This is a genomic window from Microbacterium sp. SA39 (genome assembly GCF_000967865.1).
GTDB lineage: Bacteria > Actinomycetota > Actinomycetes > Actinomycetales > Microbacteriaceae > Microbacterium.
Map to the genome: position 1 here is coordinate 263,451 of NZ_JXRU01000039.1, position 14,499 is coordinate 277,949.

Genomic DNA, 14,499 nt, shown 5'->3' on the forward strand with positions numbered 1-14,499 from the left:
CGGGGGAGGACTCCGGATCATTCAGAATCCGCACTTACTTACCGATCGTCCGGGCGCCGCGAAGAGCGGCTCAGGCGCTCACCGCCTGCCGAGCCGTGCTCCGGAACTGGGCCGGCGAGGAACCGACCACACGACGGAACGCGGTGCTGAACGCGCTCTCGGAGAGATAGCCCGTCGACCAGGCGAGATCGGAGATCGGCATCGTGTCGCGTGCGAGCGCATCGCGAGCGAGGCTCATCCGCCACTGGGTGACGTACGCGAGTGGTGGAACCCCGACATGGCTCTTGAAGGAATGCGCGAAGGTCGACCGGGACATGTGACTGATGTCGGCCAATTCCTTGAGGGTCCATGGGTACGCCACGTCGGCGTGGACGGCACGCAGCGCCGCACCGATGCCGTCTTCGTTGAGTGCGCTCAACCAGCCCGTCGGCCGTTCGGTCTGCCCGGCATGGACCCGCAGCATGTGCACGAGCAGCACCTGTGCGAGGTGATTCTCGACGAGCGGACCACCGGCGGCGCCGACGCCGACCTCATTGGCGAGGATGTCGATCAGTTGCGCGAGTCGGGCGCCGCGGGGGTCCGACGCGTGCACGATCACGAGCGGCGGCAGCAGGTCGATGAGCAGCGACGCGTTGTCCTCGTCGAACGCGATGTGCCCGACGCAGAGGTAGAGGTCCTCGTGAGTGTCCGGCCCCAGGCGCACCACGTCGTCGTCGACACCCGCTGCCCAGACATCCTCTACGGCGCGCGGATCGGCATCGGGTGAGCTGGCCAGCCGGTAGGCCGGCGGGTTGCCGAGCAGGAAGGTGTCTCCCTGCTCGAGTCGGACAGGTTCGTGCCCTTCGAGGATCAGCCAGCAGGAGCCGGTGACGAGACCGCCGATGCGCACGTGGGGGAACGTTCCGAAAGGCAGTGCCCACTCGCCGGAGGCACGCAGGCTCGGACCGATGACGGTCCGAGGGCGCAACAGTCCGATCGCGTCGGCGACCGGGTCACCGTATCCGAGCATCATGTCCTCCTGGACGATCGGTAAAGAGATCAGGATTTCCAACGAGCGATCGTACTCCCGCACGAATCAGGATGGATTCGTCAGGCAGGAACAAGGGCAAGGGAGAAGGCGTCATGGGTCAGTTCGAGGGCAAGACGGCAGTGATCACCGGCGGCAGTAGCGGGATCGGTCTCGCCACAGCCCGACAGTTGGCGAGCGGGGGAGCGCATGTGTTCCTCACGGGTCGACGTGAGACGGAGCTGGCAGCCGCGGTCGAGGCGGTCGGCGCCGATCGGGCGACCGGCGTGGTCGGCGACGTCTCGGACCTCGCCGCTCTCGACACGCTGTACGCAGCCGTCCGGGAGCGTCGCGACGGCATCGACGTGCTCGTCGCCAATGCGGCTGTCGGATCGTTCGCGACACTGGAGCAGACCACGGAGGAGCACTTCGACCAGACGTTCGCGGTCAACACGCGGGGGCTTCTGTTCACCGTCCAGAAGGCGTTGCCGCTTCTCAACGAGGGCGCGTCGATCGTGCTCATCGGTTCCACCGCCGCCGACCGCGGAATGGAGGCCTTCGGCGCCTACGCGGCATCGAAGGCGGCGGTCCGCTCGTTCGCGCGAACGTGGTCGACAGAGCTCAAGGGCCGCGGCATCCGGGTGAATGTCGTCTCGCCGGCGTGGATCGAGACGCCGGGCGGCACCGCCGCCTTCGGCGACGAGGAGACCGCGCGCGCCATGAAGGATCACGTCGCCGCGACCGTACCGAAGGGACGCATGGGGCATCCCGACGAGGCGGCCGCTGTCGTGGCCTTCCTCGCCTCGGAGCAGAGCAGCTACGTCGTCGGCTCGAACCTTTACGTCGACGGCGGCACGAACCAGGTCTGAGCGATCAGTCGGAGACATGACCGAGGACGGCCTCCGCGATCGGCGTGCGACCTGCGTCGACCTCGAGGATGCGGCGGCGGATGCCGGGCTGATGCACGATCTCGGCCAGGGTCGCGGCGACATCGTGGCGGGTGATGCTGTCATGGATCTGGGCGGGGCCGAGAGAGATCCGGCCCCGCCCCGGTTCGTCCGTGAGCAGGGACGGCCGGAGGATCACCCAGTCCAGGTCGGTGCGGGTGAGCGCGACCTCGGCCCGTTTCTTCACGGCGAAGTAGTACTCCACGTCGTCTTCGAGATCGCGTTCGCGCCAGGACTCCGGCATGACCGAGACGAGGACGAACCGGCGTACTCCGGCGATCCGCGCGGCCTCGGATGCTCGCCGCACGCCCTCGCCGTCGATCGCGGTCGTGACGTCGCGCGCGCCGCCGTTCGACCCGGCGCTGTAGACGATGACGTCCTGCTCGGTGAACGCGTCGACGAGGCCATCGATCGTCATGACGGACAGGTCGCCGAAAATGCTGCGGATGCCGCGATCGGTCAGACCCTGCTGCTGCTCCGGGCCGCGGACGAGACCGGTCACCTCGTCGCCGCGTTCGACGAGCATGTCCGCCAGCAGGCCTCCCACAGCGCCGGTCGCGCCGAGGATGAGCGTGCTCAGGCGAGTCATGAGCGGGCCTCGGCGTAGGTCGACACCCGCTCGGTCGGCGTGTAGTCGCCGAGCAGTTCGCGCACGCGGGGCACGACCTCGCGTCCGAAGAGCTCGATCGACCTGTTCCCGTGCTCCCACGGCAGGGGAGCCAGCGCGTACTTGAAGTCGAACCGGCTGAGGTTGAGCGTGCGCACGCAGTCGGCGATCTTCGTGGCCACCGTCTCGGGCGAGCCGATCATCAGGGCTCCTTCTTCGACCTCGTGCATGTACGACTCGAGCGTCGGCGGACGCGAGCCCCGTTCCCCGGCGGCGCGGGTCATCGTGGTCTCCCACGCGGGCCAGAACGCCTCGGCGGCCTGTTCGTCCGTCGGCGCGATGTGCCCGATGGCGTGCTGTCCCACCGGGAGCTGCTCGTGCCCGAACTGCGCGAGGGCCCGGTAGTACAGCTCCACATGACCGGCGAACCGCTGGGGTCTCCCGCCGATGATCGCGATCATGAGCGGTAGGCCGTGGCGAGCAGCCCGCACGACCGAATCGGGACTGCCACCGACGCCGACCCACGTCGGCAGTGAGCCGCCCTCGACACGCGGGTAGAGGGTCTGCGCCTCGAGCGCTGCGCGGGTGGTGCCCTCCCACGTGACCGGATGCTCGCGCATCAGCTTGACCCAGAGGTCGAGGTTCTGCTCGAAGAGGTTCTCATAGTCGGTGAGGTCGAACCCGAACAGCGGGAAGGAGTCGATGGTCGAGGCGCGTCCGACGACCAGCTCGGCCCGTCCGCCCGACACTGCGTCGAGCGTGGAGTACTGGTGGAACACGCGCACCGGATCCTGCGTCGAGAGCACGGTCACGCTCGTGCCCAGCAGGATGCGCGACGTCTTCCCGGCGATGGCGGCGAGGATCACGGGAGGGGCGGAGTCCAGCATGTCGGATCGGTAGTGCTCGCCGACACTGAAGAAGTCGAGACCCACCTCCTCGGCGAGGACACCCTGGTCCACCGTGCGGCGAAGCGTTTCGGCGTCGCTGAGCACCCGACCCGAGAGGTCGGACATCGCATCCGCGAAACTGTCGACCCCGAACTGCACAGGCATCATCGCCATGTCGTTCTCCTTCCTGGCGGCCGGACCGTTCTCCGGCTCAACGTCAGTCGACACCATGTCGCAGCAACACGGTCAAGCACCGTCGTTCGAGAACCCGCGCAGGATCGCGCCGATCTCTGATCGTGAACGCTGAAGTCGTTCGATGTTCTCAGCGAGCTCGGCGTCGATCGCTCCGAGCGCAGCCTCGGTCGAATCCGGGCAGCTGGCCTGTTCGATCCGATCGAGCGGCACGCCCATGTCGCGCAGTCGGCGGATGAGGATCAGGCGGGTGAGATGCCGCACCTCGTACTGCTTGTAGCCGTTGCTCGTGCGGTCGGGCTCATCCAGGATTCCGACGCGATGGTAGTGACGAACGGCGTTCAGGGTCGTCCCGGCGAGTTCGGCGAGCTCTCGAGTGCTCCACGCCATATGCTGCCGTCCCTCCCCGGACGCGCCGTCCGACCGCGCTCACGTCAGTACCATCTGAAACCGTGTTCCCGGAACGCAGTCAACTCCTCGCCTTCGAACCAGACCCGCATCACTCGGCCGGGCCGGGCAGTGGCGGGAGATCGAGATGTGCGCGGAGCGCGGCGGTGGTCTGGTCGATGCGGGCGAGCTGCTCGTCGGTGAACGCATCGACGAAGTAGGTCTTCACGGCCTGCAGGTGGGGGATGGTGCTCGCTCGGAAGGTTCGAGCGCCCTCCTCGGTCAGGGTGACGTGCGACCCGCGGGCGTCGTCTACGCACGGCTCACGTCGGATGAGCCCGCGCTTCTCCATGCGACCGAGTTGGCCGGATACGCGGCTGCGCTCCCACTCCATGCGAGCGGCGAGTTCGGAGGAGCGGAGCGACTTCCCCTCGGCGTCGCTGAGCTCAAGCAGCACTTTGTAGTCGCCTTCGGACAGCCGGGAGTCTGTGTGGAGCTTCGCCTGCACCCGAGCGCGCAGTATCTCGACGGTCTGGATGTACGAACGCCAGACGGCGAACTGCTCGCTCGTGGGAAGCTCACTGCGTCGAGGTGCGCCCATCGACCTCCCCCTTCGGGAATTAATTGACACGTGAATCACTTCTGGAATGATGTAGATGTCAATTAGACACCCATGGGAGAGAACAGTGAACAGCGAACCTTCGACCATCGAGTTCGGCATCGACACCTTCGGCGATCTACCACGGGATGACCGCGGCGATGTGTTGTCTCCCGCTGCGGCCATCCGCGCCGTCGTCGACGAGGCGATCCTGGCCGATGAGACCGGCATCGACGCGATCACCGTCGGCGAGCACCACCGGCCCGAGTACTCGATCTCCAGCCCAGAGACCGTGCTCGCCGGCATCGCGACCGCGACGAAGCGCATCCGTCTGGGATCCGGCGTGACCGTGCTGTCGTCGGACGACCCGGTGCGCGTCTTCCAGCGGTTCGCGACGGTCGACGCGCTGTCGAACGGACGCGCCGAGGTCATCCTGGGCCGCGGTTCGTTCACCGAGTCGTTCCCGCTCTTCGGGTACGACCTGAAGGACTACGAGCTGCTGTTCGAGGAGAAGATCGACCTTTTCCATCGCCTCCTCGACGAGAAGCCCGTCACCTGGGAGGGCACGACCCGCGCCGCGCTCCGCGACGCCGACGTGCATCCCAAGACGGAATCCGGGCGGTTGAAGACGTGGGTGGGTGTCGGCGGATCGCCGCAGTCCGTGCTGCGGACCGCCCACTACGGCTTCAACCTCATGCTGGCGATCATCGGCGGGAAGCCGGAGAGGTTCGCCCCGTACGTCGACCTGTACCGGAAGGCCGCGGAACAGCTGGGTCAGCCCGCCCTTCCGGTGGGGATGCATTCGCCCGGCTTCGTCGCCGCGACCGACGAGGAAGCGAAGGAACTGTTCTACCCCGGCTACCGGGTGATCCGCGACCGCATCGGCGCGGACCGCGGATGGCCGCCGATCCGCCGGGAGGAGTTCGACTCCGAGGTCGTCGACGGGTCGATGTACGTGGGCTCGGTCGAGACGGTGGCGCAGAAGATCGCACGGTCGATCCGCACCCTCGACGTCGGCCGCTTCGACATGATCTACTCCGCAGCAGGCACGGTTTCGGCATCCGCACGGTTGCGATCGGTCGAGCTGTACGGCACGCAGGTCATCCCTCGAGTGCGCGAGCTGCTCGCCGAGAAACGGGTGCCGGAGGTCGTGCGATGACCCGCGCTGCACAGACCATCGGCATCCTCGGCGCCGGCAAGGTCGGCACGGAGCTGGCTCGCCTGGCGCTCGCCGCAGGTCACCGGGTGCTCATCGCCGGCTCGGGCGACCCGGCGAAGATCGCGCTGACGACGGAGGTCCTCACCCCCGGGGCGACCGCGGTGAGCGCCGCTGACGCCGTGCGGGGTTCCGACGTCGTGATCCTCGCCCTGCCGCTGAGCAAGTACTGGTCCCTGCCGGTGACCGAGCTCGTGGGCACGCTCGTCATCGATGCGATGAACCACTGGTGGGAGGTCGATGGCCCACGCGATTCGGTGCTGGAGCAGGGAGTGTCGTCGAGCGAGGCCGTGCAGCAGTTCCTGCTCGGTGCGCGGGTTGTGAAGGCGTTCAACCACATGGGTTATCACGACCTGGAGGACGAGGCCCGTGGACCGGAAGAGGCAGGTCGCAAGGCCATCGCCCTCGCCGGGGATTCCCCCGACGACGTCGAGACCGTCGCGGAGCTCATCGACCGATGGGGCTTCGACCCGCTCGTCATCGGCGCGCTCTCCGCTGGGGCGCGGCTCGAGCCGGGGGAACCGGCCTTCGGAGCGAACGTCTCGATCGATGAACTCAGTGTGCTGACCGGTGTTGCCGACGACGTCGAGCAGGAGGTCGCATGAGCGCCCTGATCCCGGCATCCGATCACCTGGCCGATGGCACCGCGATGGGTGCGGTGACGCTGCTCGTGGGGGACCTCGACGGCATGACGAAGTTCTACCGAGACGTCGTCACGCTGCAGGTGCTCGGCGCCGAGGGAGACACCGTCACCCTCGGCCGCGCCGGCCGACCCATCGTCGTACTCGAGCACACCCCGGCGCTGCGTCACGCACCGCAGGGCTCGGCCGGACTCTTCCACACAGCGATCCTGTTCGAGTCGCAGACGGCGCTCGCCGCCGCCGTGTACTCGGTTGCGAGTAAGGCGGCCCAGACGTTCTCCGGCAGTGCCGACCACCTCGTGAGCCAGGCGTTCTACTTCACCGACCCCGAGGGCAACGGCGTCGAACTGTACTGGGATCGCCTGCGCACCGAGTGGTCGTGGACGCACGGCAAGGTCGAGATGGGCTCGCTGTTCCTCGACCCGAACGCGTTCCTCCGCGAGCATCTCACCGAGGAGGCCGCGGCCGGCGGCACGGCTCAGGAGGCGGCATCCGTCGGACACGTGCACCTGTCGGTCGGCGACGTCGACACGGCGCGAGCGTTCTACGTGGGCGCGCTGGGCTTCGATGAGACGGCCGACTACCAGGGGTCCGCGCTGTTCGTGAGCGCCGGCGGATATCACCATCACATGGCGATGAACGTGTGGAACTCGCGAGGGGCGGGCCCACGGATGTCGGCGCTCGGCCTGGGCCGCGTCGACCTCGAGCTGCCGAGCACGGATGACCTGGGCGAGCTGGGGGAGCGGCTGCGCCACCACGGGATCGCGGTGCGCGACGACGGGGCGACGCTCGCCTTCGATGACCCGTGGAAGAACGCCGTCCTGGCGCGGTCCTCGGCCTGATTCGAGAGCACGAGGCTCGGCGAGGACGTCGGTGCGTGCGTCTTGACTGTGTTCCACCGACATGTGGGCTGACACCATGACGACAAGCAACGCTCCCACCGACCGAGACGACCTGCCGGTCGCTTCCGGTACCCTTCCCGATCGTCCCTTCGGCGTCCATTTCCGCATGGCGCGGTGGAAGTCGATCATCGTCCTCATCGCGATCCCGGTGACGCTTCTCCTCGTCCAGATCATCGTCTTCCAAGGGGTCGTCGCGATCGAAGGGCCGGCTGACCCGAACCGGCCCTCTCTCACCCCCCTCTCTATCGCCGCGACGGGCATCAGCACCGCGATCACCGCTGTACTGATGACGATGCTGGTGGCCGCCATGGCCAAGGTGTCGTGGCGGGCGGTGTTCCGCCACCGCCGAGCCTTCGATTGGCGCCGAGTCGGCATCTATCTCCTCGGGTCCGCCGTCCTCGTGGGGCTGGTGACCCTGGTCACCTCGCTGGTCGCGCCCAGCTCGATGGGACGCGGCGCGTTCGCCGTCGGAGCGACGACGATCGCCATCATCCTCGTCAGCCTCGTCGGCGTTCCCCTGCAGTCCGCAGGGGAGGAGATCGCCTTCCGTGGCGTGCTCATCCCGGCCGCCGGCTCCTGGTTCCGCAGCACCCGCCTCGCCGTCATCTTCGGCATCCTCGTCTCCGGTGTGCTGTTCACCGCCGTTCACGTGACGCTGGATCCGTGGCTCGTCAGCTATCTCTTCGTCTTCTCCGCCTGCACGACCGTCATGGGTCTGCTCAGCGGGGGTCTGGAGGCGGCCATGGCGTTCCATGTCGCGAACAATCTGCTCGTCGGCATCGTGAACGCCCTGTTCGCCGGAGGCGAGTCGGCGACGATCGACCGGGGAGTGGGCGCCGGTCCTGGCGCCGCGGTCCTCATCCTGATGGTGATGAACGTCGCGGTGGTGGTCATGGTCTGGCTTGTCGAGCGCGCCAAGAAGAAGCGACAGCACGCGTGAGCGACGTCGGCCGAGGGGAGGTCTCCGCATGATCGGCTCCCTGGTATCGGACTATCTGACGGATGCGGTGCAGCATGTGCCGATGCGGGCTCCATCGACGTCGTGCCGCGGCTGCTTCTCGCATCCGCCAGCGACGATCGCCTGACAGCTCGCATGTGATCGTCACTGCAGACGCCGCGAACCGTGGGAGCCGATCGATGGCCGGTTCACGTGCGGCCCACGTGAACCGGCCGCTTCGTCAGGGGGTTGTACCGTCGTGCACAGATCCCGGCGTCAGGGCGGTTCCGCTGCGGCGAGTGCGGATGGCCACGACGATGACAGCCCCGATGATGAGCGGTACGGGTATGAGGACGCTCGCGTCGATCGCGCCGGCGGACCGGTCGGTCGCGACCGTCGGATCGATCTGCAGGGCGGCATCGATCACGAACTGCGTCGTGTTGAACACCGCGTGCAGCACGACGGCGATCTCCAGCCCACCGGTCCGCCAGGTGATCCAGGCGGTGCCGACGGCGAAGACGAGATACCAGACGTTCAGCAGGCCGCTGGTGGAGACGTGGACCAGCGCGAAGAGCACGCTGGAGACGATGATGCCGAGCACGAGTCCGAGACGGGCGTTGCGTGTCCAGCTGCCGACGACGCGGAGGATGAGTCCGCGGAAGCCGTACTCCTCACCCGCGGCCTGGAACGGGGTCAGAGCGAGGGCGGTGGCGACGAGGAGGAGCAGCTCGTGCCATGCCCAGGTGGTCTGCGGGAACGGGGCCCAGTAGTAGACGATCTGCACCACCACGGTCACGGGGAGCAGGATCATCAGGGCACGGCCGAAGACATCGAAGCGGAAGTGCCCCAGAACCGACGACAGAGACCCGCCTCGCACCCCGTAGAGCCAGCGCTGGATGAGCATGCTCCACGGGATCAGCAGCGCGACGGAGAACGCGCCGACCGCGTTGAGCAGCGGGGTGTATCCGGCCCGGGACTCTGTCCCGATCGCTGTATCGATCAGGACGGCGACGATTCCGAGCCCGAAGATGAATGCCTGCATGCCGCCGATGAGGAGGACGAGCGCGAGGATGCCGCGCCCGATGCGGCGTTTGTCGCTGACGAGTACACGGTGATACTCGACGGCCGTGTTGGTCTGTGCCATGGCGTTGTCGCTCTCTGTTTCAGTGGGGAAGGATTCTTGCGGAGTGGGCAGTCGTCCGCCGGACTCGACAGTTCATCGTTCGGCGCGCACGGCCTGGCTGACGAGTGCCAGATCCGCTCGTCGCGGTACGCGGAACTTCCCTCCCTCCGCGAGGTAGGCCTCGCCGTGCGTGCGCAGGTAGGCGGCGAAGAGCGGACACACGGGAACGACGACGATGTTCTCTTCGATCGCGTCTCCCAGAGCAGTGCGAATCAGCTGAGTTGCCAGACCGCGCCCGCTGAATTCGGGGTCGACTTCGGTGTGGAAGAAGACGCGAACGGCCTCGTCGGACACGGGCTCCAGGAAGTCCGCGCGGCCGGCAGGCGAGGAGACGGAGGCGAGGCGGATCGAGTACGACCGAATCGGGGCGCCGTCGACCAACTCGATGAATACTTTCGATCCTGTGGCGTCGGTGAGTTCGCGGGTCATGAGGGTCTCTCGTCTTCTCGACGTCGTTCTCGACGTTCTTGATGCGGCGCCGCCGAAGGATATGTGCGCCTCGAGATCACTAAAGACTGTGTTCCCACGACCTAGTCAATCCCCGAGATGAACGTGGTGGCGGCCGGGTTGACCCGGTCCCTGGGACATGGTGTCGACTGCACGGAGCGAGCATTCCGCTCGAAGCCATCGCCCCCCGGGAGACCACCATGAGCAGCATCCGCATCGGCATCATCCTCGGCAGCACCCGACCAGGACGCAACGGCGAGGCCGTGGCCCGCTGGGTCCTCGACCGCGCCGAGACCCGCGACGCCGCCTACGAACTCATCGACCTCGCCGACTTCCCGCTGCCGCATCTCGACGAGGCGCTCCCGCCGGCCATGGGACAGTACGCCAACGCGCACACCAAGGAGTGGGCACAGAAGATCGCCCAGTACGACGGCTACATCTTCGTCACCCCCGAGTACAACCATTCGATCTCCGGCGTGCTGAAGAACGCGATCGACTACCTCTACGGAGAGTGGAACAACAAGGCCGCCGCCTTCGTCAGCTACGGCAGCGTCGGAGGCGCCCGAGCGATCGAGCACCTCCGCGCGATCGCCAGCGAACTGCAGATCGCCCACGTGCGTCAGCAGCTCAGCTTCTCCCTCGTCACCGACTTCGAGAACTACTCCGTGTTCACCCCGGCACCGCATCACGATGCCGGGGCGAGCACGCTGTTCGACCAGCTCGAGGCTTGGACGACCGCGCTGAAGCCTCTGCGCACGTCCTGAGTCGCTTCGCCGTCCGGGATCATCTCTGAGTCAGGCGACGACGTCGAAGAGCGACGGCGCATCGCCGGGTCGACTTCGGTGCTCGACGGGTGCATCTCGCAGGGACGAGGAGACGCGACGGAGCACATCGCTTTGGGCGGCGTTGTAGAACTCGTTCACGGACGCGCCGATCGTCCTCCGGGCTTCTTCCCGAGCGAGGTCCGGGGATCGGAATTCTTCCGACGACCAGAGAACTTCAGCCCACCGCCAGTTCGAGGTCTCAGCGGCCATCCGGCGTACGAGGAGCTGCCGGGTGGCCTCCTCCGCGTCGAACGACAACCCGTCGAATTCCCGCCTCAGAGCGGGGGGTTCTTCGGCGACCATCTCTCTGAGCCGGAACGATCCGCTCGCGCTGTACACGCGGGCGCAGATGTGGATGAGTGCGAGGTCGGACTCGGAGAGCTGCGCCGCCACCGTCTCGAAGCCTCGAGGCGCGTCGATGGGAGCGCGAACGTCCAGTATCGCGGCGATGTCGGACCGCGCGCGGCACAGGCGCTCGATCTCGGCTGCGACAGCGGCGTCCACCTGCCGAAGCTCCGCCCGTAACCCGGTGCTATCGCTACGGGCGGCCGCGAGCTTCGAGAGAGGTACCCCCAGCTCGGCGATGCGACGCACCTGCAGGAGCTGGACGAGATGGGTGACCTGGTATTGCTTGTAGCCGTTGCGGTTGCGCTCGGGTGTATCCAGAAGGCCGAGCGAGTGATAGTGCCGAACGGTGTTGAGGGTCGTTCCGGCCAGGTCTGCGAGTTCGCGCGTACTCCATGCGACCGTGTCTGCTGATCGTCCGCCAGCGGAGGCCGTTCCTCGTGTGGCTGCCATGTCAGACAGGTTCGCCCCACCGTGTACTGACTCGCGTCGGCGGAAGTTGCCTATTCTTGTCCGCGGCGGAGCCCTGGCATCGGACGGGGTGCCGGTGCCCGGGTACCCTGTTGCAAGGACAGGCATCCGACGGACTCGGCTGGAGCAGAACCTGACGAAGCTCTTGGGACGTCGCGCGGAGCGCGAGGTCATCGACGACCTGCTGAGCTCGGCGAGGAACGCAGGCAGCGGGTCACTTGTCGTGCGCGGCGAAGCCGGAATCGGGAAAAGCGCGCTGCTGGGCTACGCCCGCATGTCGGCCGTGGCTCTGGAATTCCGGGTAGAGAGCTGCATCGGGGTCGAGTCGGAGACGCCATTCGCCTTCGCGGGGCTGCACCAGCTCTGCGAGCCGATGCTCGATCGCGTCGGGGCGCTCCCAGCGCCACAGCAGGCCGCCCTCGAGGTGGCATTGGGCCTTCGCGAGGGCGACGCCCCGGATCATTTCCTCATCGGACTCGCCACCTTGAACCTCCTGACCGAGGTCGCCGAGGAAACCCCCCTGCTCTGCCTCGTCGACGACGCGCAGTGGCTCGACCAGGCATCAGCCGGTGTGCTCGCGTTCGTTGTCCGGCGCTTGAAGGCGGAACGCATCGCCGTCGTCTTCGCGCTGCGCGATGTCGCTGCCGGCGAGATCCACGCCTTCACCGATCTCGAAGCAGAGTTGCGTCTCGAGGGCCTCGTCGACAGCGACGCGCGGATGCTGTTGGACGAGGGAGTCCACGCGACACTCGACGACGCCGTGCGCGATCGGATTCTCGCCGAGGCTCGCGGGAACCCCCTCGCGCTGCTCGAGCTGCCGCGAAACATCAGATCGGCGGAATGGGCCGGCGGGTTCGAGTCGCCGGGCGTCGCCGGCGTTCCGCGACGCGTGGAGGAGACGTTCCAACGCCGATCGGCGGGCCTGACGGCCGATGCGCAGACGCTGCTTCTGGTGGCCGCGGCCGATCCGACCGGAGACGCCCGACTACTTCGGCGGGCGCTCGACCTGCTCGGTACCGATCAGTCGGCCGGCGAAGAGGTCGAGGCCTCGGGGCTCCTGGAGATCGGCGCACGCGTGTCGTTTCGTCATCCGCTCGTGCGTTCAGCGGTGTACCGGGCAGCCGCCCCGGCGAAGAGGCGCCGCATCCACGCAGCGCTGGCGGCCGCGACCGACCAGCGGATAGACCCCGACCGTCACGCCTGGCATCGTGCCGAGGCAGTGGCGGACGTGGATGAGGGCGCCGCGACCGAGCTCGAGCTCTCGGCCGCGCGCACGCTTGCGCGAGCCGGAGCGGCGGCTGCGGCTGTGTTCCTGCAACGCGCCGCGGAGATCTCCCCTGGTCCCGACGCCCGGGCGAGGCGGGCTCTCGAGGCGGCGCACGCCAAGCATGACGCGGGGGCGTTCGACGCGGCTCTCGATCTGGCGGCAGTCGCCGAGACGGGCCCGCTCGACGATCTGCAACGCGCTCGGCTCGAGCTGCTCCGGGCACGATTGGCATTCCACCGCACGGAGGGGGGCGACGCGCCGGGGATGCTGCTGGACGCGGCCCGCACCCTCGCCCCGCTGGACGCCTCGCTCTCGCGGGAGACGTACCTGCACGCACTGGACGCGGCGATGATCATCGGCGGGTCCGGCGAGAAGCGCGGGGTGAAGGAAGTCGCCACGGCTGCGCTCGCCGCACCGCGGCCACCCGGTCGGCCCCTGCCGGCGGATGAGCTGCTCGACGCGCTCGTGCTCGTGTTCACCGAAGGATATGCCGCAGGTGTTCCCGCAGTACGCCGCTCTGTCGAGGCGTTTCGCGACCGCGGCTTCGACGGCGAAGCGATCGGCCAGATGGGAAGTCGCCGATGGATGTGGTCGGCCGCCCGAGCAGCGGCCGCGATCTTCGACGACGGGATCGTGCGCGTGCTCGCCGAACGCAACGTCCGCCTCGCCAGAGAAGCCGGCGCCCTGACCACGCTCCCTGGGGCGCTCGCGGCCCTGTCCGCCACCCTGGCGCTCTGCGGTGACCTTCGGCAGGCGGCGGAACGGGCAGAGGAGGGCGCCGCCATCTCGCGCGCGACGGGAGCCGTGGCGCAGCCTTACGCGCGCCTCATCGTCGCCGCGTGGCGCGGACAGGAGGCGGAGACCAGACGTCTCTACGCCGAGTGCGGCCAGAGGACGCGAACGAGAAACGGCGGCACATTGACCGCGACCGCCAACTACGCATTGGCGGTCCTGCACAACGGCCGAGGGAACTACCCCGCCGCGGTGGAGGCCGCCGCACGGGCCACGCGGACCCATGAGTTCTCGAACAGCGGCATCAGTTTTCCCGAGCTCGTGGAAGCAGCCGTACGCGCGGACGAGCGGAAGCTCGCCGAGTCGGCGCTGGAAGAGTTCTGCGCGCGCGCGGAGGCGAGCGATACCCCCTGGGCACTCGGACTGGCCGCCCGCTCTCGTGCGCTGGTCGCCACCGACGACAGTGCCGAGGGCCACTATCGGGCATCGATCGAACAGCTGTCCGCCTCCGGCGTGAGAGGCGACCTCTTCCGATCTCACCTCGTCTTCGGGGAGTGGTTGCGGCGGAGTGGACGACGCCAGGATGCTCGCGAGCAGCTCCGGATCGCGCACGACTCGCTGACCGCGATGGGTGCCGATGCCTTCGCCGCCCGGGCCGCCCGCGAACTGCTCGCCACCGGAGAGAACCCGCGAAGAGGCTCGGATCGGCCCACTGACGCGCTGACCGCCCACGAACTGCAGATAGCCCGTATGGTGGCCACCGGGGCGACATCCCGCGAGGTCGGCACGGAACTCTTCCTCAGCAAACGAACGATCGACGCACACCTGCGCAGTATCTTCCGGAAGCTGGGCATCACCTCTCGCCGACAGCTGAAGAACCTCCTGCCCCCGTAGATCGACATCCCCGCTC

15 protein-coding genes are annotated in these 14,499 nt (G+C 67.8%); 7 read left to right on the forward strand and 8 right to left on the reverse strand.

Annotated elements, in window-relative coordinates:
- Window positions 1-70: 70 nt before the first annotated feature.
- Window positions 71-1,051 carry an AraC family transcriptional regulator gene (locus tag RS85_RS17635; RefSeq protein WP_235282482.1) on the reverse strand — a complete coding sequence of 327 codons (981 nt, stop codon included), beginning with the start codon at window positions 1,049-1,051 and terminating at the stop codon, window positions 71-73.
- Between the two features lie 71 nt (window positions 1,052-1,122).
- On the opposite strand from RS85_RS17635, the gene RS85_RS17640 reads away from it, so the two are divergent.
- Window positions 1,123-1,875, forward strand: coding sequence for an SDR family NAD(P)-dependent oxidoreductase (locus RS85_RS17640; protein WP_046014984.1), 753 nt, complete (start codon window positions 1,123-1,125; stop codon window positions 1,873-1,875).
- Window positions 1,876-1,879: 4 nt separating this feature from the next.
- Here the strand turns inward: RS85_RS17640 and RS85_RS17645 are convergent, their stop codons facing one another.
- From RS85_RS17645 to RS85_RS17660, 4 genes are all read right to left on the reverse strand, one after another.
- Window positions 1,880-2,542, reverse strand: coding sequence for an NAD(P)H-binding protein (locus RS85_RS17645; RefSeq protein WP_200894864.1), 663 nt, complete (start codon window positions 2,540-2,542; stop codon window positions 1,880-1,882).
- Window positions 2,539-3,621: an LLM class flavin-dependent oxidoreductase gene (locus tag RS85_RS17650; protein WP_046014986.1), complete on the reverse strand. Its 1,083-nt coding sequence runs from the start codon at window positions 3,619-3,621 to the stop codon at window positions 2,539-2,541. The genes RS85_RS17645 and RS85_RS17650 overlap by 4 nt, the downstream gene beginning before the upstream one ends.
- Window positions 3,622-3,693: 72 nt before the next feature.
- The gene (locus RS85_RS17655) at window positions 3,694-4,029 is read right to left on the reverse strand and encodes a MerR family transcriptional regulator (RefSeq protein WP_052703626.1); all 336 of its coding nucleotides are present in this window, start codon (window positions 4,027-4,029) and stop codon (window positions 3,694-3,696) included.
- Between the two features lie 109 nt (window positions 4,030-4,138).
- The gene (locus RS85_RS17660; RefSeq protein ID WP_046014756.1) at window positions 4,139-4,627 is read right to left on the reverse strand and encodes a MarR family winged helix-turn-helix transcriptional regulator; all 489 of its coding nucleotides are present in this window, start codon (window positions 4,625-4,627) and stop codon (window positions 4,139-4,141) included.
- 55 nt (window positions 4,628-4,682) lie between these two features.
- Here RS85_RS17660 and RS85_RS17665 point away from each other — a divergent pair, with 55 nt between their 5' ends.
- The 4 genes from RS85_RS17665 to RS85_RS17680 all read left to right on the forward strand — a co-directional run bounded on the left by RS85_RS17665 (window position 4,683) and on the right by RS85_RS17680 (window position 8,323).
- Complete coding sequence (locus RS85_RS17665; RefSeq protein ID WP_046014757.1) at window positions 4,683-5,783, forward strand: LLM class flavin-dependent oxidoreductase; 1,101 nt, start codon at window positions 4,683-4,685, stop codon at window positions 5,781-5,783.
- The gene (locus RS85_RS17670; protein ID WP_046014758.1) at window positions 5,780-6,445 is read left to right on the forward strand and encodes an NADPH-dependent F420 reductase; all 666 of its coding nucleotides are present in this window, start codon (window positions 5,780-5,782) and stop codon (window positions 6,443-6,445) included. Before RS85_RS17665 ends, RS85_RS17670 begins: the two co-directional genes overlap by 4 nt.
- Window positions 6,442-7,323 carry a VOC family protein gene (locus RS85_RS17675; protein ID WP_046014759.1) on the forward strand — a complete coding sequence of 294 codons (882 nt, stop codon included), beginning with the start codon at window positions 6,442-6,444 and terminating at the stop codon, window positions 7,321-7,323. Before RS85_RS17670 ends, RS85_RS17675 begins: the two co-directional genes overlap by 4 nt.
- A gap of 76 nt (window positions 7,324-7,399) precedes the next feature.
- Complete coding sequence (locus tag RS85_RS17680) at window positions 7,400-8,323, forward strand: CPBP family intramembrane glutamic endopeptidase (protein ID WP_160298650.1); 924 nt, start codon at window positions 7,400-7,402, stop codon at window positions 8,321-8,323.
- Between the two features lie 238 nt (window positions 8,324-8,561).
- Here the strand turns inward: RS85_RS17680 and RS85_RS17685 are convergent, their stop codons facing one another.
- Entirely contained in the window at window positions 8,562-9,464 is a 903-nt protein-coding gene (locus RS85_RS17685; RefSeq protein ID WP_046014760.1) for a CPBP family intramembrane glutamic endopeptidase, read from the reverse strand.
- Between the two features lie 72 nt (window positions 9,465-9,536).
- A complete protein-coding gene (locus RS85_RS17690; protein WP_046014761.1) occupies window positions 9,537-9,932 on the reverse strand; it encodes a GNAT family N-acetyltransferase in 396 nt (131 codons plus the stop codon).
- Window positions 9,933-10,150: 218 nt separating this feature from the next.
- Here RS85_RS17690 and RS85_RS17695 point away from each other — a divergent pair, with 218 nt between their 5' ends.
- Window positions 10,151-10,714, forward strand: a complete 564-nt coding sequence (locus RS85_RS17695; RefSeq protein WP_046014762.1) for an NADPH-dependent FMN reductase — start codon at window positions 10,151-10,153, stop codon at window positions 10,712-10,714.
- Between the two features lie 30 nt (window positions 10,715-10,744).
- Here the strand turns inward: RS85_RS17695 and RS85_RS17700 are convergent, their stop codons facing one another.
- Window positions 10,745-11,572, reverse strand: coding sequence for a MerR family transcriptional regulator (locus RS85_RS17700; RefSeq protein ID WP_052703628.1), 828 nt, complete (start codon window positions 11,570-11,572; stop codon window positions 10,745-10,747).
- Between the two features lie 163 nt (window positions 11,573-11,735).
- Between RS85_RS17700 and RS85_RS17705 the strand changes: the two genes are divergently transcribed.
- The gene (locus RS85_RS17705) at window positions 11,736-14,483 is read left to right on the forward strand and encodes a helix-turn-helix transcriptional regulator (protein ID WP_046014763.1); all 2,748 of its coding nucleotides are present in this window, start codon (window positions 11,736-11,738) and stop codon (window positions 14,481-14,483) included.
- Window positions 14,484-14,499 lie beyond the last annotated feature (16 nt).

Coding starts and splice junctions, on each gene's coding strand:
- RS85_RS17640 (WP_046014984.1), top strand. CDS start 1,123: ATGGGTCAGTTCGAGGGCAAGACGGCAGTGATCACCGGCGGCAGTAGC.
- RS85_RS17645 (WP_200894864.1), bottom strand. CDS start 2,542: ATGACTCGCCTGAGCACGCTCATCCTCGGCGCGACCGGCGCTGTGGGA.
- RS85_RS17650 (WP_046014986.1), bottom strand. CDS start 3,621: ATGGCGATGATGCCTGTGCAGTTCGGGGTCGACAGTTTCGCGGATGCG.
- RS85_RS17655 (WP_052703626.1), bottom strand. CDS start 4,029: ATGGCGTGGAGCACTCGAGAGCTCGCCGAACTCGCCGGGACGACCCTG.
- RS85_RS17660 (WP_046014756.1), bottom strand. CDS start 4,627: ATGGGCGCACCTCGACGCAGTGAGCTTCCCACGAGCGAGCAGTTCGCC.
- RS85_RS17665 (WP_046014757.1), top strand. CDS start 4,683: ATGTCAATTAGACACCCATGGGAGAGAACAGTGAACAGCGAACCTTCG.
- RS85_RS17670 (WP_046014758.1), top strand. CDS start 5,780: ATGACCCGCGCTGCACAGACCATCGGCATCCTCGGCGCCGGCAAGGTC.
- RS85_RS17675 (WP_046014759.1), top strand. CDS start 6,442: ATGAGCGCCCTGATCCCGGCATCCGATCACCTGGCCGATGGCACCGCG.
- RS85_RS17680 (WP_160298650.1), top strand. CDS start 7,400: ATGACGACAAGCAACGCTCCCACCGACCGAGACGACCTGCCGGTCGCT.
- RS85_RS17685 (WP_046014760.1), bottom strand. CDS start 9,464: ATGGCACAGACCAACACGGCCGTCGAGTATCACCGTGTACTCGTCAGC.
- RS85_RS17690 (WP_046014761.1), bottom strand. CDS start 9,932: ATGACCCGCGAACTCACCGACGCCACAGGATCGAAAGTATTCATCGAG.
- RS85_RS17695 (WP_046014762.1), top strand. CDS start 10,151: ATGAGCAGCATCCGCATCGGCATCATCCTCGGCAGCACCCGACCAGGA.
- RS85_RS17700 (WP_052703628.1), bottom strand. CDS start 11,572: ATGGCAGCCACACGAGGAACGGCCTCCGCTGGCGGACGATCAGCAGAC.